Origin of the sequence: Brevibacillus sp. HB1.2, from assembly GCF_013332495.1 — a bacterium.
Classification (GTDB): domain Bacteria; phylum Bacillota; class Bacilli; order Brevibacillales; family Brevibacillaceae; genus Brevibacillus; species Brevibacillus porteri.
This window is the reverse complement of the sequence record NZ_JABMIU010000015.1, coordinates 43,713-67,724: the sequence shown is the minus strand read 5'-3', so window position 1 is coordinate 67,724 and position 24,012 is coordinate 43,713. Positions and strand designations below refer to the sequence as shown.

General features: G+C 50.1%; 26 protein-coding genes. All 26 read right to left on the bottom strand.

Translation table 11 applies throughout. The annotated features are described in order from the left end of the window. Positions 1 to 276 precede the first annotated feature (276 nt). Complete coding sequence (locus HPY28_RS25255; RefSeq protein WP_017251554.1) at positions 277 to 1,191, bottom strand: COX15/CtaA family protein; 915 nt, start codon at positions 1,189 to 1,191, stop codon at positions 277 to 279. A 122-nt stretch (positions 1,192 to 1,313) separates the two neighbouring features. After that, positions 1,314 to 2,249, bottom strand: coding sequence for a heme o synthase (cyoE, locus tag HPY28_RS25250; protein WP_017251555.1), 936 nt, complete (start codon positions 2,247 to 2,249; stop codon positions 1,314 to 1,316). A gap of 96 nt (positions 2,250 to 2,345) precedes the next feature. Further along, positions 2,346 to 2,804, bottom strand: coding sequence for a DUF420 domain-containing protein (locus tag HPY28_RS25245; RefSeq protein ID WP_173622854.1), 459 nt, complete (start codon positions 2,802 to 2,804; stop codon positions 2,346 to 2,348). A 43-nt stretch (positions 2,805 to 2,847) separates the two neighbouring features. Continuing rightward, positions 2,848 to 3,720, bottom strand: coding sequence for a cytochrome c oxidase assembly protein (locus HPY28_RS25240; RefSeq protein WP_017251557.1), 873 nt, complete (start codon positions 3,718 to 3,720; stop codon positions 2,848 to 2,850). A 556-nt stretch (positions 3,721 to 4,276) separates the two neighbouring features. Further along, entirely contained in the window at positions 4,277 to 5,719 is a 1,443-nt protein-coding gene (locus HPY28_RS25235) for an NAD-dependent succinate-semialdehyde dehydrogenase (protein ID WP_017251558.1), read from the bottom strand. A 24-nt stretch (positions 5,720 to 5,743) separates the two neighbouring features. Continuing rightward, a complete protein-coding gene (gene paaD / locus HPY28_RS25230; RefSeq protein WP_017251559.1) occupies positions 5,744 to 6,247 on the bottom strand; it encodes a 1,2-phenylacetyl-CoA epoxidase subunit PaaD in 504 nt (167 codons plus the stop codon). Positions 6,248 to 6,264: 17 nt separating this feature from the next. Beyond that, complete coding sequence (gene paaC, locus HPY28_RS25225) at positions 6,265 to 7,098, bottom strand: 1,2-phenylacetyl-CoA epoxidase subunit PaaC (protein ID WP_173622853.1); 834 nt, start codon at positions 7,096 to 7,098, stop codon at positions 6,265 to 6,267. Positions 7,099 to 7,115: 17 nt separating this feature from the next. Further along, entirely contained in the window at positions 7,116 to 7,448 is a 333-nt protein-coding gene (gene paaB, locus HPY28_RS25220; RefSeq protein ID WP_015893218.1) for a 1,2-phenylacetyl-CoA epoxidase subunit PaaB, read from the bottom strand. A gap of 10 nt (positions 7,449 to 7,458) precedes the next feature. Then, complete coding sequence (gene paaA, locus HPY28_RS25215; RefSeq protein ID WP_174226323.1) at positions 7,459 to 8,427, bottom strand: 1,2-phenylacetyl-CoA epoxidase subunit PaaA; 969 nt, start codon at positions 8,425 to 8,427, stop codon at positions 7,459 to 7,461. A 115-nt stretch (positions 8,428 to 8,542) separates the two neighbouring features. Then, entirely contained in the window at positions 8,543 to 9,370 is an 828-nt protein-coding gene (locus tag HPY28_RS25210) for a methyl-accepting chemotaxis protein (RefSeq protein WP_173622852.1), read from the bottom strand. An 84-nt stretch (positions 9,371 to 9,454) separates the two neighbouring features. After that, complete coding sequence (locus HPY28_RS25205) at positions 9,455 to 10,642, bottom strand: ABC transporter substrate-binding protein (protein WP_017251563.1); 1,188 nt, start codon at positions 10,640 to 10,642, stop codon at positions 9,455 to 9,457. Between the two features lie 50 nt (positions 10,643 to 10,692). After that, on the bottom strand, positions 10,693 to 11,436 hold the full coding sequence (locus tag HPY28_RS25200) for an ABC transporter ATP-binding protein (protein WP_174226321.1): 744 nt from the start codon (positions 11,434 to 11,436) through the stop codon (positions 10,693 to 10,695). 22 nt (positions 11,437 to 11,458) lie between these two features. Next, on the bottom strand, positions 11,459 to 12,220 hold the full coding sequence (locus HPY28_RS25195) for an ABC transporter ATP-binding protein (RefSeq protein ID WP_173622851.1): 762 nt from the start codon (positions 12,218 to 12,220) through the stop codon (positions 11,459 to 11,461). Then, positions 12,217 to 13,248, bottom strand: a complete 1,032-nt coding sequence (locus HPY28_RS25190) for a branched-chain amino acid ABC transporter permease (protein ID WP_254613201.1) — start codon at positions 13,246 to 13,248, stop codon at positions 12,217 to 12,219. The genes HPY28_RS25195 and HPY28_RS25190 overlap by 4 nt, the downstream gene beginning before the upstream one ends. Continuing rightward, entirely contained in the window at positions 13,245 to 14,123 is an 879-nt protein-coding gene (locus HPY28_RS25185; RefSeq protein ID WP_017251567.1) for a branched-chain amino acid ABC transporter permease, read from the bottom strand. The genes HPY28_RS25190 and HPY28_RS25185 overlap by 4 nt, the downstream gene beginning before the upstream one ends. A 133-nt stretch (positions 14,124 to 14,256) precedes the next feature. After that, positions 14,257 to 15,084, bottom strand: a complete 828-nt coding sequence (gene paaX, locus HPY28_RS25180) for a phenylacetic acid degradation operon negative regulatory protein PaaX (RefSeq protein WP_017251568.1) — start codon at positions 15,082 to 15,084, stop codon at positions 14,257 to 14,259. 169 nt (positions 15,085 to 15,253) lie between these two features. Beyond that, positions 15,254 to 15,679 (bottom strand): thioesterase family protein, encoded by a 426-nt coding sequence (locus tag HPY28_RS25175; RefSeq protein WP_174226317.1) that lies wholly within the window; start codon positions 15,677 to 15,679, stop codon positions 15,254 to 15,256. Positions 15,680 to 15,706: 27 nt separating this feature from the next. After that, positions 15,707 to 16,906 carry a thiolase family protein gene (locus HPY28_RS25170; RefSeq protein ID WP_017251570.1) on the bottom strand — a complete coding sequence of 400 codons (1,200 nt, stop codon included), beginning with the start codon at positions 16,904 to 16,906 and terminating at the stop codon, positions 15,707 to 15,709. Positions 16,907 to 16,940: 34 nt separating this feature from the next. Further along, positions 16,941 to 18,140 (bottom strand): thiolase family protein, encoded by a 1,200-nt coding sequence (locus HPY28_RS25165; protein ID WP_174231661.1) that lies wholly within the window; start codon positions 18,138 to 18,140, stop codon positions 16,941 to 16,943. Beyond that, entirely contained in the window at positions 18,137 to 18,892 is a 756-nt protein-coding gene (locus tag HPY28_RS25160) for a 3-hydroxyacyl-CoA dehydrogenase family protein (RefSeq protein WP_174231660.1), read from the bottom strand. Before HPY28_RS25160 ends, HPY28_RS25165 begins: the two co-directional genes overlap by 4 nt. Continuing rightward, the gene (locus HPY28_RS25155) at positions 18,876 to 19,733 is read right to left on the bottom strand and encodes a 3-hydroxyacyl-CoA dehydrogenase family protein (protein ID WP_174231659.1); all 858 of its coding nucleotides are present in this window, start codon (positions 19,731 to 19,733) and stop codon (positions 18,876 to 18,878) included. Before HPY28_RS25155 ends, HPY28_RS25160 begins: the two co-directional genes overlap by 17 nt. Positions 19,734 to 19,755: 22 nt before the next feature. After that, positions 19,756 to 20,535 carry an enoyl-CoA hydratase-related protein gene (locus tag HPY28_RS25150; protein ID WP_174231658.1) on the bottom strand — a complete coding sequence of 260 codons (780 nt, stop codon included), beginning with the start codon at positions 20,533 to 20,535 and terminating at the stop codon, positions 19,756 to 19,758. 9 nt (positions 20,536 to 20,544) lie between these two features. After that, positions 20,545 to 21,318, bottom strand: a complete 774-nt coding sequence (locus tag HPY28_RS25145) for an enoyl-CoA hydratase-related protein (protein ID WP_173622845.1) — start codon at positions 21,316 to 21,318, stop codon at positions 20,545 to 20,547. A gap of 33 nt (positions 21,319 to 21,351) precedes the next feature. Then, positions 21,352 to 22,680 (bottom strand): phenylacetate--CoA ligase family protein, encoded by a 1,329-nt coding sequence (locus tag HPY28_RS25140; protein ID WP_173622844.1) that lies wholly within the window; start codon positions 22,678 to 22,680, stop codon positions 21,352 to 21,354. Between the two features lie 56 nt (positions 22,681 to 22,736). Further along, on the bottom strand, positions 22,737 to 23,522 hold the full coding sequence (locus HPY28_RS25135; RefSeq protein ID WP_174231657.1) for an enoyl-CoA hydratase-related protein: 786 nt from the start codon (positions 23,520 to 23,522) through the stop codon (positions 22,737 to 22,739). Continuing rightward, complete coding sequence (locus HPY28_RS25130) at positions 23,522 to 23,923, bottom strand: PaaI family thioesterase (RefSeq protein ID WP_016741459.1); 402 nt, start codon at positions 23,921 to 23,923, stop codon at positions 23,522 to 23,524. The genes HPY28_RS25135 and HPY28_RS25130 overlap by 1 nt, the downstream gene beginning before the upstream one ends. Between the last annotated feature and the right edge of the window lie 89 nt (positions 23,924 to 24,012).

The window sequence follows — 24,012 nt, the reverse complement described above, 5'->3', positions numbered from 1 at the left end:
AGTTGCGTAGGAAGAAGTGCATTTCCAGTCCAAGCGCCTCTGGAGCCCTACCCAGCGCAGAAATGAATGGCAGGGAATTTCAGCTTCACTTATGAGATCCTTCCTCGAAACTTCAACGTTTGAAGCGCTCCTGCCACTCATTTCGGAGCGGACAGTGAATCCCCCTTGCAGGGCGTAGGCTGAAGCGTTGACTGGAAATGCGCTTCTTCCCCACCACTACAGCTATATAATAAAAAAGCTGCCTCCACGAATTAGGAGCGCAGCTTTTCCTCATTATTATCTTCTCAGCTTTTCATTTGTCGGTGACTTCAATGTCTGCAAGCACATGTAGCAGATGATCCCGAACAAAATGGTGATAATCATGGAATGAGTCAGCGTAGCGTACAGGTGAAGCTTGTAAATAATGACGAAGCCACCGCTGAACACCTGCGCGATGCAAAGAATAAAGCTCAGGATACTCGCACCGTATAAGTCACGCCGTTTTTCCTTGAAATGACGTATGCAGTAAATCATTGTCCCCAACAACAAGAATCCCAACACCATCGCAGCGATTCTGTGGGCAAAATGAATACCAGTCTGTCCGTACAACTCTGGGATAATCTGTCCCTGGCACAGCGGCCAGTCACTGCATGCCATACTTGAACCCGTATGTCTGACATACGCTCCGAGATAAACAACAGCGTACGTATAAGTAGCGACGAACCACATCCAGTTGCGGAAGCCTTTTGAGACGGTCGTTTTCACCAAGCTTTGCGTTTTTTCCCGCTGATAAACGAACACACTCAATAAGAACACGCCTGAATAAGCAAGCAAGGAGAATCCGAAGTGCAGAGCCAAAACAGATGAGGACTGTGGCCAAATGACGGCAGAAGCGCCGAGAATGGACTCCACTACGATGAAAAACAAACCAAAAATAGCGAGATTGCGAACTTCTTGGTTGCCTTTGTAATAGCGCCAGCAAAGTACAGAGAAAATCACGACAACAATACCGGCAACACCTGTAATCAGGCGATGAGAATATTCAATAATGGATGCCAACGTGTATTCCGGAACCCATTTTCCGTTGCACAGCGGCCAGTCATTTCCACAGCCGAGTGCTGAATCTGTCTTGGTAACAAGCGAACCGGCTACCATCACGATAAACATGATCAAGGTAGCAAGAAAAGCTAACGGCTTCAGCCATTTTTCCATAGTAATTCACCCTGTTTCTTGTGAGGATCAAACAACACCTCGTTCTATGTCCTCTTTTACGATAATGAAACATCCCCTGCTAAGCAAGGGATGTTCCGTGAACATTTAGTGAGTGTTTCGTGTCAATAATAGTTGACCATGGTACTAATGACAATCGCTGCACAAAACACGGTCAAATAAAGGATGGAATAGCCGAACAGTTTGCGTGCCCAAGCAAGATCATCCTTGGTTTTAAACCCCTGTAAAAGCAGAACCATGTACACAATCCCCATCACGCCCATGACAAGCAAATACACATAGCCTAGGCTAGCGTGGACGAACAGCAGCAAAGAAGCCGGGAACAACACCGAACCCCACAGCACCATTTGTCGCTTCGTCTCGGCAAAGCCTTTTACTACCGGTAGCATCGGCAGATTACCTGCACGGTATTCTTCTGTTTTCAGCATGGCCAACGCCAAAAAATGGGGTGGCTGCCACAAGAACAAGACCAGGAACAACAGCCAAGCCGTCATGTCCATGGTGCCTGTTACTGCTACCCACCCAATCACTGGAGGAGCTGCACCTGAAATACCACCAATCACCGTATTGAGAGTTGTTACTCTTTTCAGCGGCGTGTAAATCAAGACGTAAAAAATGTGACCGATTAATCCCCAAACCGCCGCCAAGGGATTCGCATATACAGCCAACACAGTAACCCCTGCCAACAGCAGGCCAATCCCTAAGAGGATCGCGTTACGTGCAGAAATTCTTCCTGTCGCTACCGCACGATTTTGCGTCCGCTTCATTTTTTTGTCCAGATCACGGTCGTAGAAATTATTTAAAGCCGCACCCGACATAATGACCAAAGCGGTTCCTAGCATGGTGAATAAAGCCAGTTTCCAGTTCGGATAACCGTAGGACGCTAACCATAAAGCAGCAAAAGTGGTCATCAAGTTTGACAGGGTAATACCAGGCTTCGTCAGTTGTACGTAATCCTGAAAGGTAGCTGGCCCTACCGGCTGTGTCTGCAAAGCAGCATCGGCATCAAGCGATTCCTGCATCGGCATTTGCTGGTCCACGTTTTGTACCTCCTGTTTCCTTCTATCTGAACATCCGAATCATGACTGGATAAACTAACTACATTGTATCCAATGCCCAAAAAACTACTAAAACGATTACTTACCAAAAATTACATCCAGTACGCCAGACGTCTCGCCACCCGGATAAATCCAGTACAGCAGCAAATAAACCGCCGCTCCTGTAATGGAAGTGACAAACCACACAATGGATGTCCAAGGACCGATCTTACGATGAGAAGCATAGTTTTTCGTGTAAGCGTATCTGAGTGTAATCAGACCCATCACACCACCGACTGTTGCCAGGATGATGTGGAAGAACAAGAACGTCTGATAGATTGGCTTGATGCTGTCTGGTCCGCCAAAATGTGTGTTTCCGACAAAGACCGTTCTGGATACATAAGTGATAAAGAAAATCGTGGCACAGAACGCAGCCCATTTCATAATCTTCATATGCTTTTCTACTTGCTTTTTCGCAATGGCGTACCAGCCAATCGCAACGAGAATTCCGCTAATCACGATAAAAGCCGTACTTACCGTAGGCAATATGAGCCCCATTTTTTCACCTCATTCAACAAACGTTTCTGCTGTTCGCGCATATTTAAAAAGTCGGCTTTTCAGCACCGAAAGATTGATCCATCGGCATGTCGTCCTGCTTCTCTGCCTTGTACCAATGGTAGAAGACATAGGCCAGCACACAGCCGTAAACAAGCTCCTGTACCAGCTTCATAATGATTCCGCCAAGACGCTGATCGTTAAACGCGTCGAGGCTTTGGAATAGCTGTGGCGCAGCTATATACGTAGCGTACAGCGGTTCCGAAGCAAAAATAATCAGCGCACAGGCGGGCGTAATCAAGACACCGTTTGCAAAAACGTACGACAGTTTTTTCAATCCAGCCAGTTGTCGCTTGTTATCAGACAACGGACTCACAATCGGCCACCACATCGCAAATGCGGCAATCACGAGAATGACATGATAAAACGTCATCCACTCATGGTTAATCGCGACGGCATCAAAAATAAATGGAACATGGTAAAACGAAAACAGTGAGTTGAACAACAGCGCTGCCACTAACGGGTGTGTCAAAGAGTTTAGTATGAACTTCATCGCTTTCGGACGGAAAATCTTGGCCAAAAGCCATTCAGGCATTGCGAGAAGCATAAGCGGTGGCAGGGCAAAGTACAAAATCGATTGTTGGAGCATGTGCAAACTAAACATGTAATGATGGCCGTAATAACTGATAGGGCTTCCTTGTGCGGTGTAAAACAACACGATTGCCAACACAAAAAGTAATCTTTGCTTGCCAGTCGCCGGTGTAGCGTTTTCAAAACGTTTATGCATAGGACCGGTTACGAGAAAATAGACAGTAGTCACGAGTAACGACAAAAGCATCACATCCGGACTCCACAAATCTGAAAAGGTTGCGGTTCCGACAGCCGGTGACATCTCGTGCATTTGATGTTCATTTCCCATGTTTATATCCTCCCTTCCAAAATGTAAAATCTTGGACGATACACTCTTGCTGGGCGTCGTCATATGTACATATTGCGTCAATATGAAATACCAATTTTTATCTATTAAATGTTGCCCTTGATCCAATCTCCATTATACCGTTGATTCCCTTTTTCTTTGTAGATAAAAATGAACAAAGTGTTGAACAAAACAATTCACAAAATTTACATAAAAAAAACTCCTTATGAGTGGAGTCAGCATAGTGGAGGAGAAGAAAAAGCACAGTTCTCTTCGACTCTGACACGCCAGCATGTGGGATTGACTGGCCGTCTCCACTTCAAAAAGGGGACCGTCGAGCCAAAGCCACCCTACGGGCGGACGTTTCTCAAGGAAGAAGTGTTCGACAAGCGTGGTCCCCTTTTTGAAGTTCCGACTGGGTTGGCGGTGTCAAGGTCTACGAGCCCTGTGCTTTTTCTTCTCACCTGCTTTGTTTGTTCATCAGTACCTTTTAAAATCTTTCCTATATGAAAATAAAGAAGAGTCCAGATCTTGTCTGAACTCTTCTTCTCTTCCTATCTTACAGTCCAAAGGAAACGAACTTGGTTTCCAAATACTCATCCATTCCGTAGCGGCCACCTTCACGGCCGATTCCGCTTTCCTTGAATCCGCCAAACGGCGCTTGCGTCTGCGTAGGAGAACCATCATTGATCCCTACGATTCCGTATTCGAGGAGCTCAGCCATACGGAAGCAACGCTGATTATCGCGGGTATACACATAAGCAGCCAAGCCGTAACGTGTGTCGTTTGCCATCTGTACAACATCCGCTTCCTCTGTAAAACGCACGAGTGGAACGACTGGACCGAACGTTTCCTCAAAAGAGATTTTCATATCCGATGTAACGCCAGCAAGCAAGGTCGGTTCGCAATAGAAGCCCTTCGCATAATCACCTTCAACCAAACGATTTCCGCCGTATACCACTTGCCCGCCTTTGTCCTTGGCGTCCTCGATATGCTCGAGCACCTTGTTCAAGGCACGCTCGTTCACCAGTGGACCGATCTCTGTCTCTTTCTGGCGACCATCTCCTACCTTCGCACGCTTCAGACGCTCTACCAGCTTTTCTGTGAACGCATCTGCGACATCCTCGTGGACGTACAGACGGTTCGTGCAAATGCACATTTGACCGGAGTTACGGAATTTGCTCTCAAACAGACCTTTTACGGCTGCATCCAGATCGGCATCCGGGAATACGATGAACGGTGCGTGACCACCAAGCTCCATGCTGACGCGCTTCACTTGCTTCGCCGCCCCCTCCATCAGCAGCTTGCCGACACGAGTGGAGCCTGTAAATCCGATTTTGGAAAGCTTCGGATTGTCGATGAACTCTTTCCCAATCGATTCAGGATTTCCAATGACGAGGTTTACGACGCCTTTTGGAAAACCAGCCTGCTCAATCAGCTCAAACATACGAATCGCAGACAGCGGCGTGCTTTCTGCTGGCTTTAAAACCACCGTGCAGCCCGCAGCCAATGCCGGAGCGATCTTGCGTGCAACCATGTTCACCGGGAAGTTCCACGGGGTAATCGCCCCAACCACCCCTACAGGCTGACGCAGCACCATGATTCGCTTGTTCGCAACGGAGGATGGGATCGTTTCTCCGTTGACACGTTTGGCTTCTTCTGCGTACCAAACGAAATTATCAGCGGCACCCAGAACTTCGCCTTTTGCCTCGCCCAAAGGCTTGCCCATTTCAGCAGAAATGATGCCCGCTAGTTCATCCCGATTGTTTTTCACCAGCTCGGACAAGTTGTACAAATATTTGGCGCGCTCGCGAGCAGTCAGTCGAGACCAGCTTGCAAATGCCTGATGAGCAGCGTCGATGGCCTTGTTGGCATCACGACCATCGCCGAAGGTTACTGTTCCAACTGTTTCGCCTGTAGCAGGATTCGTAATTTGAATGGACTCGCCACTCTCGGCATTCACCCATTCTCCATTAATAAACATTTGCTTGTACTCTCCCATGACATTCGCTCCTCTCAATCTCTCTCAATAGATTGGTTTTAGGGCCTCAAACGGATTTTTGCAGTGCCGGCAATACAAAATACTTCGACAAGCAGCAGGGCCAAACAAATTTTCCATTTGTGTATAAGGGGAATCACAGTAGGGACATGCCACTTCCCATGTATCTCCCGGTTTGAAGTCAAGCGGTGGCGGCGCGATGCCAAAGCTTTTCAGCTTATCACGAGCATCCAAGGCGATACGATCAGATGTCCAGGCTGGATCATAGACGAACGCTACCTGAACCTGATTGATTCCTTCTACCTCCACCAGCTTTTCTGTGATGTTCTTCTTCATGATCTCGAGTGCCGGACAGCCGACAAAGGTAGGGAGCACCTCGACGTGTACGACGTCTGTCTCGACGCGCACTTTGTGAATCATCCCCATCTCTACCATGCTGATCACCGGAATTTCGGGATCTGTTACTTGCTGCAGCAGTTCCCAGCATGTCGCTTCAAGCCCTTCATGCAGTTGCAGTTCTTCTTGCGCCATGAGAGAATCACTCCTTTTTACCAGCCTGCAGCCGGATCAATGCGGTACACTTCAGACAAGGTAGCCAAAGCTTGCACCAGATCAGCAGTATGTTCACCGTGACGTCCGCGCTCTTGTGGCACTCCTGGCTCCCCCTGCCATTCGAGTCCTGCTTTTTCGAAAATGTCTTGGGTCAGTGTCAGCCATTTTTGTTTCAGTTGCTCTTCTTCTACAATCAGGCCAAATTGAACGATATCGACCTCGTTTGGTCCGAGATGAGGCAGCTCCCCGGCATCCTTCCAAACTTTTGCAATGGCTGCCTCCAGCCTCTGACGTGCATCAGCCGTACTGTTCGCCAGTTGCTTCAGCCAAACTTGCCAGTGCATCAGATGATAGCGATGCTCTGTCATCATTTTGCGACTGACGAGCGCGAGTGGTGCGTATGACGACTGCGTAAGTGCCTCCAAGCGAACCTGCTTGTATAAGCCGTACACATAGCTGCGAACAATCGCATAAGCCCAATCGTAATGAGGATGATCGTTGTATTCACCTTCGCCGTTTTTACGCTCTACCAAGATCGCATTGGAAAACGCCTTCGCCTCGCGCAGCTGTGCGAGATCATCTGCTTTGCCCACTCCTAGTTGCTCCAGCATTTCATAAAACATCACGGCATGGCCCATCATGTCCTGGGACATCGAAGAAAAGGCCACATCTTCTTCAATATGCGGAGCAAGCCCAAGCCATTCCGATCCGCGATAAGCTAATATAAAATCGTCATCAGCAAGCTGGAACAACAGGTCGGTTAAGGCTTTTGCGAATGCCGGGTTTTGTTTTGCTACTTCCACTGTTTCTACATGTAAAATGTCGCCCATGATTGTATCCCTCCTGCTTAACTGCCGTTGCCTGCATGCTTCTGTTTTTCTTCGTACTGCTCGCGATGGTGACGCCATCTCGACTGCAAGTCGCCGTATCCTTTGGTCTCCCGATAACTCTTGTTGTCGAGTCTTTCCAGGAAAGGACGCTCCTCTGGCGGTAGTCCAAAAATGTCGTCGCGCTTGACTACCCACAAATTAAAACAAGGCTCGCGGCGCAAGAAATTTTCCCTCGCCATGCTCAATGCGACTTCTTTATTGGGTGCCAACAAACTGAACTGTTGGACGAACGGAGCATTTACGCTTTTTTGGCTGAATACTTCGTATATGAAAAAGTTTTCGTTGCTCATCCACATTCACCTACCCTACTTGTCGGCCGTACGACATGATCGCGTCACGCACCCATTTGGTTTCTTCATAAGACATTACCCGAAGATTCAGACGGTGAGCGGAGCGTGGTCCGTTCCCCTTGACGATTTGCTTGAACTCTTCCCAGTCAGGCTGTTGGTAGACCCATTTATCTTCTGCCTCGTCGAAGTAAATCGTATCGTCTGGAACTGTGAAGCCAAGGTGGAAAATACGCGGCAAATACTTTTTCAGGAATACTTGGCGCAATTCTTCATTGGTCTGTGTACGAATCTTGTAGCGCATGTTGGATTCCTGATTGCTCGTAATGTTGCCGTTTTCCGGCGGTCCGAAAAACATCAAGAGCGCTGGCCACCAACGATGGATAGCATCTTGCAGCATTTGGCGCTGTTCATCGGTGCCTTCTGCCAACTCCAAGACGATGCTCTCCCCGTGTTGGGCGTGGAACTTTTCTTCCGCACAGATCCGATGCAGAGCACGGGCGTAAGGTGCATAAGATGTATCGAGGGACATCGATTGCGTAATGATAGCCGCGCCGTCAACCAGCCAGCCAATCACACCAGCATCAGCCCAGGTAGGCGCCTCCATGTGGAATACATTGTGAAATTTCAGTCTTTTTGTAAACAAATCATTCATGATATCCTCGCGCGTCTTGCCCAATGGCCCAAGCAAGTCTTCTACGACGCGAAGCAGCAATTGACCATGCCCCATCTCGTCCTGGACCTTCGCCATAATTGCCAGCTTTCTGCGCAGTGTCGGCGCCTTTGGTACCCATTCTTTTTCCGGCAAGGCACCCATGATCTCACTGATGCCATGCATCGAAATCAACTTGATCAACTGGTTGCGATAGTCGTCTGGCATCCAATCGTCTGCCTCTATTTTTTCCCCGCGTTCGATTCTCGCTAAAAACGCTTCCAACTTTTCGTTTTCAGTCAGATCGGCATGTTCGAGCCTCATTTGCATGGAGAACGCCCTCCTTTTATCAGATATGCATTATGTTAAAATTATAATACGTTTTTATAACGCAATAATAACATATCGTCATACGTTTTTGCAATACGCTTACATTGAGACTCTCCTATTCTCCGCGCCCAGTTATTTCTGCTGCCTTTTTTAATTGCTCGGCCATTTGCCGCAGCTCCTGCATGACTGCATCCAGCTCCTGTATTCGCGTTGACTGCTGCACGCTGTGATTCATCGTCTTCTCCATTTCGCCCGTTACCGTCCCGACGAGTGCATTCATTTCATCTAATAGCTGGAAAATACCTTTCGCTGAAGTAGCGGTCGTCTGGGAAAGCTGACGAATTTCCTCTGCGACCACGGAAAAGCCGCGACCAGCAGTACCTGCCCGTGCCGCTTCGAGGACGGCATTCAAGCCGAGTACATTGGATCGCGTCGAGATATTGCGGATCAATTCGTTGATTTGGGTCGTTTCTGCAATTTTCAGCTCTAATTGACCAGCTGCATCACTCAGCGTGTGGCTAGCTTGTGCCAAATTGTCCGCGTCCTTTGCCAGACTTTCTGTATGCTGTGCGATATTTTCCAGCGCGTCCGTCAAGTTTTGAGCCAAACCGTGCAAACGATCCTCTTCATCGGTCGTCACGCCTGTCGCCAAGCAACCAACTACACGCCCGTTTTCGACAAGCGGATAACCGACTGCGATATACGGAATGCCGTAGAGCTCTTTGGAAATCTTCTTCACGACCCGCTTGCCCTCTTTTACCGCCGTCGCATTGATACTCCCCGGGCGCAATTCGTCTCCTACTCGAATCCCCAGGTTCAAGCCCTGTGCCGGATAATAGGCGAGAAACTTCTCTTTGTCGGTGACTCCTACCATACATTCAGACAAAAACGCCTTTTGTAAAATCGGTGCGACCATTAAGACGCTATTCAGCAATTGAGACATGCATGATCCTCCTACCCTTGTGATGAAAACAACGATTCCCCCCGCATTCTTCTTCACGACGCGGAGGGAACGAACTTCTTTCTCTTATTTAACGAGCTGGAATTTTCCATCCTTCACTTCAACCATGATCATGCTGTCTTCTGTCAGACCGTTATGATCATCAGCCGTGAACTTGAATTCTCCGGTTACCCCTACGTATTTCGCCTTTTCCAATACTTCGCCCAGTTTAGAGGTGTCGCCGCTTGCTTGCTTCAAGCCTTCCACGAGCAGATTCAAGCCGTCGTATCCGTATCCCGCGAAGCCGTCTGGCTGTGTATTGTAGGCAGCTTGATAACCATCCACGAATTTTTTGATGATGGCAGATTGCGGATCGTCTGCCGCTACTTGTTCAGGAATAAGCAGTTTTCCAGCTACCATCAGGACACCCTCGCCTGCGTCTCCAATCAGTTCGAGGAATTTGCTATTCGCAGAGCCATGGCTGCTAATGATCGGAATAGTGAGGTTCAGTTGCTTGGCTTCCTTCACAATCGTAGCGGGTCCAGGATTCGTACCTGCCACAATCAGTGCCTGCGCATCCGTCCCTTTGATCTTGGTCAATTGGGAGCTCATAGACGGATCTTTTGTGCCGTACTTTTCCTCGGCTACAATCGTGATGCCGTATTCAGGCGCATATTTTTGCAATTGCGTGGTCCAGCCACTTCCATATGGATTGCTGTCATTGAGCGTAGCAATTTTCGTAATGCCTTTTTCCTTCAAATATTTGAAGATGCGCTTCGTTCCGTGTACGTCCGTGTGCGGCGTTTTGTAGATGCCTGCACGAACTGGATTGGTGATTTGGTCTGCCGCTGCCATCGAGATCAGCGGGAGCTTTTCTGCTGCGGCATACTCAGCCATCCCGAGAGACGGACCACTGCCCGAGGAACCGAGTACAGCTACGACCTTTTCTTTCGAAGCGAGCTTTTTGATTGCTTTTACTGCTTCCGTATTGTCAGACTTGTCGTCTTCAAAAATGACTTCCAACGGTCGACCCTCTACTCCGCCAGCGCCGTTGATTTCTTTTACCAACAACTCTACCGCTTGCTTCTCTGGTACGCCGAGCGGACTGTTCGGACCAGTCAGCGAGAAAATAGCGCCGACCTTGATCGGGTCCTTGCTGGCGCCACCAGTGCCCGACTCTGCCGCTGGCGTAGCGCCGCCTCCACAGGCACTCAAGAAAACGAGCGAAGCGACTGCTGCTGGAAATAGCCATTTTTTGAATGTTCGTTTTTTCATGGGTGTACCCCCTCAAATGTATGTGTCTATCTTAGTCAAACTGCTATTGGCTACACTGCCTCGTGGGAGCTTCCCAAATAAGCAGATTGCACACGCGGGTCATTGCTAATCTCGTCTGCCTTCCCTTCCAGCATGACGGTTCCTGTACTGAGTACGTAAGCCCGGTCGGAAATAGCGAGCGCTGCGCGAGCATTTTGCTCGACCAACAGCACCGTGGTGCCCCACTCCGAGCGAATCTCCTGCACAATCGTCAGGATTTCTTTGGCAATCAATGGAGCCAATCCTAGCGAAGGCTCGTCCAACAAAAGAAGCTGCGGTCGAGACAAGAGCGCTCTGCCAATGGCGAGCATCTGCTGTTGCCCCCCGGAAAGCGTTCCCCCGAGCTGCCATTTCCGCTCTGCCAAAATGGGAAAACGTTCATACACCGTCTCCATTTCTTTGGCAATTTCCTTTTTGCTCGTCTTGGGCATCCGATGCGAAGCACCCAGCCACAAATTGTCCTCTACGGTCAGCGTCGAAAAAATTTGTCTGCGCTCCGGTACATGCGCCATGCCCCGCGGTACTACCAGCTCCGCAGGAACACGTGTAATGTCCGCGTCACGAAACCAAATCTTGCCTTCCTTGTCGCTGTGCAGACCGCAAATACAGTTCAAAAGTGTCGTTTTACCTGCCCCATTTGCACCTAACAGAGAGACGATCTCGCCTTCGTTCACTTGTAAAGTAATCCCGTGCAACACTTCCACCGGACCGTAGCGAGCCGTGATGTTGTCTACTGTAAGGACTGCCTTCCCCATGTTTGTCCACCTCTTTCGCGCTTCATTCTGCACCAAGATACGCCGCAATCACTCGCGGGTTCTCCTGAATCTCACGCGGGGTTCCTTCTGCGATTTTTGATCCTTGATCCAATACAACGATGCGGTCCGCAATCGTCATGATCATATCCATGTCATGCTCCACTAGTAAAATAGCCGTTCCGTTGTCGCGAATCTCGCAAAACATGCGGCTCATCTCCGCCGTCTCGGTATGATTCAGACCCGCAGCAGGCTCATCCAACAAGAGCAGCCGTGGCTTGGCTACCATTGCGCGGGCAATCTCCATCAGCCGCAGTTTCCCGTATGGCAAGCTCCCAGCCAGCAAGGACGCTTCCTCTGCCAAGCCAACATTCTCTATCCACGTCTGTGCTTGCTCCTGCATCATCTTCTCTTCCTTGCGGGACTTTGCCAGATTCATGCCGCAGGAAAAGAGACTCGCGCTTGTCTTGGTATGCATGCCGACCATCACGTTTTCCAAGACGGTCATATCGTCAAAGGTTTGGAGGTTTTGAAAGGTTCGGGTGATGCCCAATCCGGCATATTCGTAGCCTTGCACACGTGTCAACGGCTGGCTGCTGAAGCGAATCTCTCCTTCCGAAGGCGGGATCACACCCGACACCATGTTGAGCACCGTGCTTTTTCCAGCGCCATTCGGACCGATCAGCGCGAGGATCTCTCCTTCTCGCACCTGAAAATCTACTTGATTCACTGCCCGCACGCCGCCAAAATCACGAGAGAGCTTTTGCACATCCAAAAGTGTTGTCATGTTGCAGCCTTCCTTTCCACCTGCTGCTTTCGTTGTGCGTCGTCAGCCATGGCCTTCGCCCTTTTCGCCTGCCCTTTTTCGAAAGCAGCCCGGATACGCGGAACCAATCCTTCTGGCATGAACATAATGATCAGCACGAGAATCGCACCGAACACAATCGTATCCACATCCCCCTGCAAGCCCGGCACCACTTCACCCAAGAGGATCAGCCCTTCACTGATAAAGCCAATCAGGATGGTCCCGATCAAAGCGCCCCAGATGCTTGTCATCCCGCCGATGACGACCATCGTCAGAAACTTGATCGACTCGTGCAGTCCGAACGGCTGCGGATCAAGAATTCCCATGTAATGGGCATACAAGCCGCCGGAAATACCAGCGAACATGCCGCTTACTACAAAGGCATTCAGCTTGAACTTGCGGACATCAATTCCCATCGAGGTCGCGGCAATTTCACTTTTGTGAATCGCCCGAAACGCTCTGCCGACTCGTGAATTCAAGAGATTAAGTGAGAAGAGCAGCACACAGGTGACGACTCCCCAAATCAGAAAGTACATGGATAGCTCGCTTCCACCGAAGAAAGTCATCTGCGGAATGCTGATCATCCCGTTTGCTCCCCCTGTGACCGACTCCCATTCCGTAATCCCGATCTGGACGATGTAGCCAAATGCGAGAGTTGCCATCGCGAGGTAGTAGCCTTGCAGCCCCGCTATCGCCCGTCCGAGGATAAAGGCGAATAACCCTGGAACAACTGCAGCGGCGATAAGACCGACAAATGGCGGCAGACCGTACTTCGTGGTCAATACAGCCGACGTATAGGCGCCTATCCCCCAAAACGAGGCTTGCCCCAACGAAATTTGTCCGGCCAGCCCCATCACGAGACATAGCCCGATGGTTACGATTGCTTGAAGACCGATAATAATTCCGACAGATCGATAGTATTCATCTGGCATAACGAATGGGAAAAGAATCATCAAAAACAGGTAGATTCCTATGCTTTTGCCCCACTTATCGATGATCTGCTTCATCATAGCCCTCCTTTTCCAACGCTACGTTCTCCAAAGATGCCGGATGGCTTAATCAACAGCATGCCGATCAACACCAGAAAGGCGATCGCGTCCTTCATACCCGAGCTGATGTAACCAGCTCCTAGCGACTCGACGATCCCGAGTAAAAAGGCGGCTACGGCTGCACCCAATGGATTCCCCAGTCCGCCTAGAATGGCTGCGGAAAAGCCTTTGATTCCGAGCAGCACGCCTATATCGTAGGAGGTTACGGAAAGCGGCGCGATCACGATTCCTGCAATCGCCCCTGTCGCTCCACTGATGGCAAAGGCCAGCATACTCATCTTTGTTGGGCTGATCCCCATCAAGCGAGCTGCCATTGGGTTGACCGAACAGGCGTTAATTTTTTTGCCGAGAATCGTCTTGTCCATCAAGTACCAAAGTAGAAAAAGAATGATAAGAACAGCAGCCAAAATCCAGATACTTTGTTGCGCGATCATCACGCCGCCGATCGAGATCGGCTCATTGCTCGTAATCGGTTCGAGTGCAAACGCATCTTTTCCCCAAATAAAGCTGGCAATGCCGCGAATGAGTGTCGAAATTCCTATCGTCAAAATAATCAAACTAATTGGATTAGCCTTTTTGACATAAGCGATTACGTATTTCTGCATCAAAACACCGATCAAGGTGACCAGGAGGATCGCGAGCAATGCCGCCAACCCATATGGAAGATTCATACCAATCAAGGCGACTGTGACCATTCCGCCCAGCATCAAAAATTCACCCTGTGCCAGATTAATGACCTTGCTTACGTTGTAAATCGTGATGAAACCCACCGCTACGATCGCGTAAATCCCGCCACTGACGAGGCCGTTTGCAACGTACTGTAGCAATTCCGTCATATTCGTGCTGTACCCCCTTTGTTTCGCGTCCACCAAATACACCCAAGTAAAACGCTTACATTTTAAATAATGGAAAATGAATTGAATGAAAAAGACCCTAGACTTGCTAGGGCCTTTCCTTCGCAGCTATCGCCTATGCGGATGGCGCAGCTTCATACACGGTCTCGAAGAATCGTACTGCCCCTGGATTCAATAACTGGTAGTAATTTTGGAACAACTGATCCGCCTCTTTGCCCAACCACAGCTCTGGCAACAATTCCTGCGGCAAATCAGGATCGATGAACAAGAACTTGCGGTACTGGTGGACGAGCTTTGTCTTTTCCACGAAGCAATGGCTGTCTGGAACCTCTTCCCCATTGCTGAGTTTTGCTGAAAGCTGCTCATATTCACCTCGGTAGGCATCGATGAAGGCCTTGTATTTTTCATTGATTTCATCGATATCCCAGCATTTCTGCACGAGCTGCTTCGGATCGCTCCAGCCCATATGCTCTGATGTAAAAATCTCGACATACTCTGTAATCTCGTGGGCTTCCGTCAGGTCCTTCACGCGATCACTGAGGTTATTCGGGCTGATCCATGTGCTGGTCGTCAGCATCCCGAAGCCCATCCAGCCCAGCTCCTTGCGCAGTTGATCACGCAGCGCTCGACGCTCCTCTGGGATGTTGTAGCTGGCAATGCACCACTTGCCGTCCCACACATCTGTCTCGACCTTATAAATACGTGCCGCTGCTTCTTCCAGCCGCTTTTTGCCGCGCTCGGATACCGAGTAGAAGCTGCGGTTCCCTACTTTTCGCGATTCCAGCCAGCCTTGGCGAAGCATCCGGGAGATTGCTGCACGAACAGCCGGCTCCGACAGTCCGAATTCCCCCATCAGCTTGGTCAGACTACCAATCCAGATTTCGCTTCCATAATGGCGGACGTATTCCCCGTAAATTGTAAAAAGCATGGATTGTGGCTTCACGTTTCTTCTACCCCCAAATCGATTCATACCTATATGCTGTGTGAAATTGTACCATATTCTGTAGGAAGTGCGTGAATCGATCGAGAGTATATGACGATAAAATCGTATAACGTAATTTAAACGTAATTATAGTAAAACATTTTAAAAGAGTCAATTTATTCTGTCATATTTATGATTTCCCATTTACTTCCTGGTTGATCTCTGCTTGCAAGGCCTCAAATCGGTGCTTGATCTCGTCCTTTTTGAAGATGGCTTGGACGAACGTACCGAGTCCTACACGATTACGCGTAGTGTCTGCCGTAACCTCGCACACTACGCGTTTTTCGGTAACCTGCACGCAGGTAGCCCGGAACGTGACCGCTTGACCAATCACTGCTGGGCCGACATGCTTGATGTCTACAGCAAATCCCGAGCCCTCTTCATCAGCTTCCAGGTACGGTAAAATGACACGTCTTCCCGCCCATTCCATGTAATAAATCATGCTGACTGTCGACATCACGGGATGCACGACTTGGCCTTCAAAAACAGGCAGCATGTCCTTTGTCACTGTCACAGTAAATTCTTCCGTCGTACCTGGCTGCAGTCTATCTATCAAGAGTACCTGCCTCCCTATCTACCCAAGCTACACACGCTCGATAATCGTCGCAATTCCCTGTCCAACTCCAATGCACATCGCAGCCAGCCCGTAATGAGCATCACGACGCTCCATTTCATTCAAAAGAGTAGTAAGGATGCGCGCTCCGCTACACCCGAGAGGATGGCCCAAAGCAATTGCTCCGCCATTTACGTTGACCAGATCAGGGTTGACCCCCAGCTCACGTACGCTCGCCACTGCCTGCGCCGCAAAAGCCTCGTTGAATTCGAACAGATCAATCTGCGTAAGCGACAAGCCTGCCTGCTTCAGTACTTTGCGAGTAGCAGGTACAGGCCCAATTCCCATTACGGAAGGATCGACCCCTGCCACAGCGGATGCGACGATTCTTGCACGAGGCTTCAAGCCGGCTGCAAGAGCCGCTTCCTGTTCCATGATAAGCAGAGCGCAGGCTCCATCGTTTAGACCGCTGGAGTTTCCTGCTGTGACGCTGCCATCTGCTTGGAATGCTGGTTTCAGCTTTTGGAGCTGTTCGATGGTCGTCTCTGGACGTGCATGCTCATCGTGCTCAAACAGCGTAACCTCGCCTTTGCGCCCTTTCAGCTCAACGGGAACGATCTCCGCATCCCACTTTCCTTCTGCTAAGGCACGTGCGTAATTTTGCTGACTGCGCAAAGCAAACTCATCCTGCGCTTCACGGCTAATGCCATATTGCTCCGCTACCTTCTCCGCTGTTTCCCCCAAGCTGATCGGCGGATACATCTCTTTCATTTTTTCGTTAACCAATCGCCAGCCCAATGTCGTATCGACCAACTGCTGATTGCCGCGCTGGAAAGCTGTGCCTGGCTTCATCATCACCAGCGGAGAGCGTGTCATGCTCTCTGTCCCGCCCGCGATATAGACATGACCTGCTCCGGCTTTGATTGCATTCGCGCTTTGGTTCACAGCCTCCAGACCTGAGCCGCACAGACGGTTCACTGTCACTCCCGGCACTTCGACAGGTAGCCCCGCCAACAGAAGTGACATACGCGCGACATTGCGGTTATCTTCCCCAGCCTGATTGGCACAACCCATGATGACATCATCAATCGTCTTCGGATCGATCGAGTTTCGTTCCAGTAGCTTTTGAATCACCAATGCGCCCAGGTCATCCGGGCGCACATCCTTCAACGCACCACCAATACGGCCGATTGGCGTGCGCACAGCATCTATGATGACAGGTGTACTCATTCTTCCACTCCTCCCATGCACAAGGGCTTTGTTTCTATAGCACTTCTACTAACGTGGCCAATCCTTGACCGCCGCCTATACACAAAGAAACGATTCCGTATTTCTTTTGGCGACGTCTCAGCTCGAAAAGTATCGTACCTGCCAGTCGGGCACCGCTCATTCCGAGTGGATGACCCAACGCGATTGCTCCACCGTTTACATTCGTTTTCAAAGGGTCCAGTCCCAGTTCGCGCATGCAGGCGAGTGACTGGGAAGCAAAAGCTTCATTTAACTCAAATAGATCAATTTGATCTACGGTCATGTTCGTTTCTGCTAACAGCTTGCGGATCGCAGCGACCGGACCAATGCCCATAATGCGCGGATCTACACCAGCACTGACAAAATGAACAATGCGCCCCAAAGGAGCGATGCCTGTCTTTAACAGCATTTCTTCATTCATCAGCAGCAAGGCCGCTGCGCCATCGTTGATACCGGAGGAGTTGCCTGCTGTGACGCTACCATCTTTTCGGAAGGCAGGTCGCAATTTGGACAATGACTCCACACTAGAATCCCTTCTTGGGAATTCATCCGTATCAAACAGCGCTTCTTCCCCTTTTTTCCCAGTTAACGTGATGGGAATGATCTCATCGCGAAACAGACCTGCCTCTATAGCGTTGATAGCCCGAGACTGGCTCTCTGCTGCAAAACGATCCTGATCCTCGCGACTGATGCCAAATTGCTCCGCCACGTTTTCCGCTGTATCTCCCATGGTCAGATCGCCATAAAGCGAGACAGGAGCAGAACGAGGTCCGCCAAAGGACTCGATCAGCATCTGTCCCCCACGTTGATACGGCTGCTCGAATTTTTCCATGATGTACGGTGAACGAGTCAAATTCTCTACACCGCCTGCCAGCATGACCTGACTATGTCCTGCCTGGATGGACTGCGCAGCCAAATTGACTGCCTCTAGCCCGGATGCACATACCCGATTCACAGTCAGTCCAGGTATCGTGTCAGGAAGCCCTGCTTTCAACAAACCAACGCGCGCAATGTTAATAAACGGTCCTGCCGATATGACGTTACCCATGATGACCCCATCAACAATCTCACCGGATTGTCCTGCCTTCGCAAGCGCTCCATTCAAGACAATGGCTGTCAGGTCGTCGATGGGGGTGTTCTTCAGACTTCCGCCCAGCTTGCCGATTGGTGTACGTACTGCTGCTGCTACGTACACCTTCTTGGTAGTCAAGCTCATGCCTCTACACCCACTTTTTCTTCGTACGTGTAAAAGCCTTGCCCACTGCGTACGCCGACACGCCCTGCCAGAACCAGCTTGCGTAATAGCGGCGCTGTGCGGTAACGCTCCTCGGCCAGGTCGCGCTGCAAGCCTCTCGATATCGCAAAAATCTCATCCAACCCGATACGATCTGCCCATTCGAGAGGGCCGTATGGGTAGTTGGTTCCTTTTTTCATCGCGATATCGATATCGGTAGCGGTTGCTGCTTTTTCCATCAGCGTAAAGGTAGCCTCGTTGATAATGAGTGTTAAAATGCGTGGGAACACGAGACCTACCTCGTCATTTACGGTCTCCGTTGCTTTCCCGAGTGATTGAAAGAAGCCTTCCGTTGCTTGAATCGTATCCAGCTCCGTTTGCAGGGCAGGGGCAATCTCGATCAGCTCCCGTTCAACCAAGGGCACGAGCGTTCCAAATCCGCAAACGCGTTCAGGATGCTGTGTCCATGACGCTACCTCTGTCGCTGTAATCGCGAGCGAAGTTGTGATAATCGGTACGTTTGGTGGCAATAGGTCATCCAGCTCGCGTACCTGCCTCTTTTTCGCCTGCAAATCGACGCTATTTACTTCCACAGCCAATTCAATCAGATCAGGTTCAGCCATCGCTTCTGCAAGCGTAAGCACCTGGTAACCTCTTTCCACCATCAAATGATTCAACTCTGCGTACAGCGGGCTTGTGCCCACGAGCAATACAGCCTTATTCGTTGTAATCATAGAAGCCTTCCCCCGTCTTTCTGCCCAAGCTGCCGGATTGAACCATTTGTTGCTGAATCCGGCTAGGCTTAAATCGTCCTTCATGGAAGAAGTCGGTATAGATCGATTTGGTGGTGGCAAAATTGATGTCGATGCCGATCATGTCTTGCAACTCAAACGGTCCCATTTTGAATCCGCCAGCCAGCTTCATAATGCGGTCAATCTGTTCCACACCTGCCACATGATCGCCCATGATACGCAATGCTTCATTATAGTAAGGCCGCGCGATTCGATTGACGATAAAGCCTGGGGTGTCCGTCACCAGGACAGGCACCTTGCCCAACTCTTGGGCAAATCGATACGCCACCTCCACATTTTCCTCACTCGATTTTTTCCCGCGAATAACCTCAACCAAGGGCATGACAGGTGCCGGATTGAAAAAATGAAATCCGAGAATGCGCTCGGGATGCGAAAGCCCTCCTGCAATCTCCGTAATCGAGATGGAGGAAGTATTCGTTAGTAAAAGGGCATCCTCTCTGCAAATCACAGAAAGCTGGCTGAAAATGCTTTTTTTCAAATCAAGACGCTCTGGCACCGCTTCGATGACGATATCGCAGTCTGCCAATTCCTCTATTTCCGATACGAGATGGACCAGCTCTAGCGTCTCTGCCATTTCTTGTTCACTGATTTTGCTTTTCTCCACGTCTTTTGTCAGGATCGATTCCAAATAGACAAGCGCTTTGTCCAGCACCGCCTGATTTGCATCCAGCAGCATGACCTGATGTCCTTTGCGAGCACAAACGAGAGCGATCCCCGCTCCCATCGTTCCCGCCCCGATGACGCCTACTGTTTTTATACTCACCTGGGCTTGCCTCCCTTCGCCTCTAACGGCCTGTAAAACGAGGCGCACGCTTTTCCATGAAAGCGGTGACCCCTTCCTTATGATCCGCTGTGCTGCCAGCCGCCTCTTGTGCAAAAGCTTCATATTCCAAGGTCTCTTCCAACCCCATCTCAAGCCCTTTGTACATCGTGCGCTTGATTAAACCAATCCCCTTCGTCGGCAGTGACGCCAGCTTGCGCGCATACGCCAACGCATTCTCTATGAAGCTCTCCGCAGGGTACACTTGATTGACCAATCCAATTCGCATTGCTTCCTCAGCAGATACTTTTTCCCCTGTCATCGCCAGCTCCAACGCCTTGCCGATCCCGACGATGCGTGGCAAGAAATAGCAGCCTCCTGAATCAGGAACGAGCCCGATGTTGACAAAAGCATTGACGAAGGATGCCTTTTCCGATGCCAGGCGAATATCGCACGCTAGCGCAACACTCATGCCTGCACCTGCTGCTACACCGTTTACTGCTGCAATGATCGGCTTCTCTGTTTTTTGAAACTGAAGGATCATTGGATTATAGCGATCCCGCAAGAAACCACCGTAATCCACATCTCCCCCTCCAGAAACGTCACTGAGATCCTGACCGGCATTGAACGCCCGCCCTGCCCCGGTAAGAACGATGCAGCGCACATCCGCATCCTTCTGCGCTTGCTTCAATGCATCGGTGATTTCCTTGTTCATGACGGCTGTAAACGCATTGAATTTGTCCGGACGGTTCAAGGTCACTACTGCTACGCCTTCTGACACTTCATAAAGAATCGTTTCGTACATGGCCGCCTCCTAATTTCCCGTAAAACGGGGTTTGCGCTTCTCCAGAAAAGCTTGCATGCCTTCTTTTCGATCTTCGCTTGCCAAAAGAAGATAAAAGCTGTTTCGCTCGTAATCCATCCCCTCTTGAAGAGGGAGATCACCAGCTTTGTACACGGCTTTTTTGATTACCTGTACTGCGAGCGGCGGCTGCTGGGCGATTTGCTTCGCCAGCTTGAGCGCTTCCTGGTAGTACGCCTCCACTGGTACTACCCGATTGACCAATCCGTATTTCAACGCTTCTTTGGCCGAAATCGGTTCACCTGTGAGCAGCATCTCCAATGCTTTTCGCTCACCTACCGCACGCGTCAGACGCTGTGTACCACCAGCCCCAGGCATGACTCCAAGCTTGATTTCCGGTTGACCAATGACGGCTGTCTCCGAAGCGATCACGATATCGCAGTTCATCATTAATTCACAGCCACCACCGAGCACAAAGCCGCTGACGGCACCAATAATCGGCTTGGAGATAAGCGAGATGCGATCCCAAACCGCGAACTGATTGCGCTTCATGATGTCGATGGCTGATGCTTCCGCCATTTCATTAATGTCGGCACCCGCTGCGAACGCCCTCGCGTTGCCAGTCAGGATGATCACCCGAATATCCGGGTCGCGGTCCATTTGCTCCAGCTGTTCAACCAATTCGTCGACGAGCTGCAAATTCAGTGCGTTTAGAATCTTCGGTCGATTCAACGTAATGATACCGACACCATCTTCACTGGCTACGCTAATATATTCATAGGCCATGAACTGTCACACCCTTTTTTTACAGGAGCTGGTTTAAATAGCTGCCTGTGATTTGTTCCGGTTATCCACGACACGAATCGCTTTTCCTTCGCTGCGCGTCAAAGAATTCGGCGGTTGCACCCGCAGCACCACGGACACACCCAACGTATTTTTGATCTGATGGCAAATTTCTTTCACCAATGGCGAGAGAGCAGAGCTGTCATTTCCACTGATCTCATTTGCATATGCTGGTGTCAGCTCACAGTGCACCTCAAAACGGTCGAGGGCACCGTCGCGTTCAATGACGACCTGGTAGTGTGGAGCCAATTGGTGGAACGTAAGCAAAACGGACTCGATCTCTGTCGGGAACACATTGACCCCGCGAATAATGAGCATGTCATCTACACGCCCTTTGATGCGCGACATACGCATGGTTGTCCGTCCGCACTTACAGGGCTCAGTATTGAGGGAAGCGATATCACCCGTACGGTAGCGCACAACCGGGAATGCTTCTTTCGTGAGTGACGTGAATACGAGCTCGCCTTCTTGTCCATATGGGAGCACTTCTCCAGTGCTCGGATCGATAATTTCTGCGTAGAAATGGTCTTCTGCGATATGCAGGCCATCCTGCCCTTCATGACATTCAATGGAAACACCTGGCCCCATCACTTCGCTCAGCCCGTAAATGTCCACCGCTTTAATGTCGAGCTCATGCTCCAGTTGTACGCGCATTTCTTCCGACCACGGCTCTGCACCAAAAATCCCGTATTTGACACTCGTCTCACGCGGATCGATTCCTTGCTTTTTCATCTCTTCCACGATGTTGAGGACATAGGATGGCGTTGCTGCAATGCCACGTGGCTTGAAGTCCTCGATCAACGTAATTTGACGGGAGGTATTTCCACCGGATACTGGCACTGCAACTGCGCCCATGTGCTCGATGCCGTTGTGTAGACCCAATCCGCCTGTAAAAAGGCCGTAGCCATACGCGTTATGGAAAATGTCTCCCGGCTCACCACCCGCACAGCAAATGGCGCGCGCCACGATCTCCGCCCAATTCTCCAGGTCTTTTTTGGTGTAGCCGACAACAGTCGGTTTTCCTTTTGTCCCGGATGAACCGTGAATGCGTGCTACTTCCTTCATTTCGACTGCAAACAGATTGAATGGATAATTTTCTCGCAAATCTGTCTTTTTCATAAATGGGAGCTTCTGTATGTCTTCGATCGATTGGATATCTTCTGGTTTCACACCAGCTTCATTGAATGCCTTGGTGTGGAAAGAGACGCGCTCATATACGCGTTTGACCGTTTCTTTCAAGCGTGCCAGTTGCAGTTCCGTCATTTTCTCTCTTGGTAGCGTTTCCATTTCTGTATTAAAGATCATGTCGCTTCCCTCATCCCCTTGCGTTATGACTCGGTAGGAGTACTTGTTTGAAAATGTTACTCGCCCTTAAAAACTGGTTTTCGCTTTTCGCGAAAGGCTTCCAATGCTTCCAGACGATCTGTCGTGGGAATAATCACTTCATAACACATGATTTCGATATCTAGTCCTGTCTGCAAATCGACACTGCTTCCGCGATCAATGGCTGATTTTGCCTGATACACAGCCAGCGGAGCATTTGCTAAAATCTCGTCTGCCAGCCCCATTGCCAGCTCACGCAGCTCCTCTGTATCTTTTGCAACAGCATTTACAAAACCGATTTGATACGCTTCCTGCGCTTGGATGCGCCTGGCAGTCAGGATCAACTCCTTTGCCTTGGAGACTCCGATTAAGCGAGACAACCGCTGCGTACCACCCGCACCTGGAATGATGCCCAAGCTCACCTCTGTCAGACCCATTTTGGCATCTGCGACGGCATAGCGGAAATCACAGGCCAGCGCCAGCTCAAAACCCCCGCCAAAAGCAAATCCGTTAATCATGGCAATCGTCGGCTGCGGAAGCCTCTCCAACGCAGTAAATACATCGCGGATTTTGCGTACATTGCGGCGTACCTGCTGTTCCGTCAGTGTACGGCGCTCCTTCAAATCTGCCCCTGCGCTAAATGCTCGCCCTTCTGCCTTCACGATGACCACGCGAATCTCTTTTGCATCCAGACGTACCTGCTCAATCAAGTTTCCCAGGCGCTCCAATGTATCGTAGTTCAGCGCATTCAACTCATCTGGGCGATTCAGCGTAATCAGTCCTATATGTCCTTCACGTTCAAATCGAACGCTCTCTTCCATCATCAACGTCCTCCTTGTGCAGGCGGATTAACCCGTGCATACGTTCCGGTAGCAAAAGCCACAAGCTTGCCATCACAAGTCACGCGTGCTTCCATCACGATCAAGCTTTTTCCTTGTTTCAATACATGAGATTGTGCCTCGAGTACCTCACCGCGAGCTGGGTGCAGGTATTGAATCTTGCTCTCCACCGTCACACATTGCTGTACACCATCCACATGAGGTGCTGCCCCATGCCCCATTGCCACATCGGCTAATGTCGCCGTAACGCCTCCGTGTACGACACCTTCGATGCTATTGAACAGCTCGGGGCGAATTTTCAGTGCTACCTTACAGCCCTGTTCATCTCGGTGCACAACTTCTATGCCCAGGTAGTGATTGAATCGATTACGGATCTCCACTGACATCTTTGCCCCCTTTCACGTATCGTCTTGAAACAGTGAAAGGAGCCTAAGCACGTGGCTTTTGGCATCCTTTCTCCGTTTTATTTTCGCTG

Bases quoted from the DNA above. Each gene is read 5' to 3' on its own strand.
- HPY28_RS25245 (WP_173622854.1), bottom strand. From the start codon at position 2,804: ATGGGGCTCATATTGCCTACGGTAAGTACGGCTTTTATCGTGATTAGC.
- HPY28_RS25255 (WP_017251554.1), bottom strand. From the start codon at position 1,191: ATGGAAAAATGGCTGAAGCCGTTAGCTTTTCTTGCTACCTTGATCATG.
- HPY28_RS25240 (WP_017251557.1), bottom strand. From the start codon at position 3,720: ATGGGAAATGAACATCAAATGCACGAGATGTCACCGGCTGTCGGAACC.
- HPY28_RS25145 (WP_173622845.1), bottom strand. From the start codon at position 21,318: ATGGCCTATGAATATATTAGCGTAGCCAGTGAAGATGGTGTCGGTATC.
- HPY28_RS25190 (WP_254613201.1), bottom strand. From the start codon at position 13,248: ATGATGAAGCAGATCATCGATAAGTGGGGCAAAAGCATAGGAATCTAC.
- paaA (WP_174226323.1), bottom strand. From the start codon at position 8,427: ATGCAAATGAGGCTCGAACATGCCGATCTGACTGAAAACGAAAAGTTG.
- HPY28_RS25185 (WP_017251567.1), bottom strand. From the start codon at position 14,123: ATGACGGAATTGCTACAGTACGTTGCAAACGGCCTCGTCAGTGGCGGG.
- HPY28_RS25170 (WP_017251570.1), bottom strand. From the start codon at position 16,906: ATGAGTACACCTGTCATCATAGATGCTGTGCGCACGCCAATCGGCCGT.
- HPY28_RS25150 (WP_174231658.1), bottom strand. From the start codon at position 20,535: ATGTACGAAACGATTCTTTATGAAGTGTCAGAAGGCGTAGCAGTAGTG.
- HPY28_RS25195 (WP_173622851.1), bottom strand. From the start codon at position 12,220: ATGACAACACTTTTGGATGTGCAAAAGCTCTCTCGTGATTTTGGCGGC.
- HPY28_RS25200 (WP_174226321.1), bottom strand. From the start codon at position 11,436: ATGGGGAAGGCAGTCCTTACAGTAGACAACATCACGGCTCGCTACGGT.
- HPY28_RS25205 (WP_017251563.1), bottom strand. From the start codon at position 10,642: ATGAAAAAACGAACATTCAAAAAATGGCTATTTCCAGCAGCAGTCGCT.
- HPY28_RS25235 (WP_017251558.1), bottom strand. From the start codon at position 5,719: ATGGGAGAGTACAAGCAAATGTTTATTAATGGAGAATGGGTGAATGCC.
- HPY28_RS25160 (WP_174231660.1), bottom strand. From the start codon at position 18,892: ATGATTACAACGAATAAGGCTGTATTGCTCGTGGGCACAAGCCCGCTG.
- HPY28_RS25135 (WP_174231657.1), bottom strand. From the start codon at position 23,522: ATGATGGAAGAGAGCGTTCGATTTGAACGTGAAGGACATATAGGACTG.
- HPY28_RS25140 (WP_173622844.1), bottom strand. From the start codon at position 22,680: ATGATCTTTAATACAGAAATGGAAACGCTACCAAGAGAGAAAATGACG.
- HPY28_RS25165 (WP_174231661.1), bottom strand. From the start codon at position 18,140: ATGAGCTTGACTACCAAGAAGGTGTACGTAGCAGCAGCAGTACGTACA.
- HPY28_RS25130 (WP_016741459.1), bottom strand. From the start codon at position 23,923: ATGTCAGTGGAGATCCGTAATCGATTCAATCACTACCTGGGCATAGAA.
- paaB (WP_015893218.1), bottom strand. From the start codon at position 7,448: ATGAGCAACGAAAACTTTTTCATATACGAAGTATTCAGCCAAAAAAGC.
- paaD (WP_017251559.1), bottom strand. From the start codon at position 6,247: ATGGCGCAAGAAGAACTGCAACTGCATGAAGGGCTTGAAGCGACATGC.
- HPY28_RS25210 (WP_173622852.1), bottom strand. From the start codon at position 9,370: ATGTCTCAATTGCTGAATAGCGTCTTAATGGTCGCACCGATTTTACAA.
- paaC (WP_173622853.1), bottom strand. From the start codon at position 7,098: ATGGGCGACATTTTACATGTAGAAACAGTGGAAGTAGCAAAACAAAAC.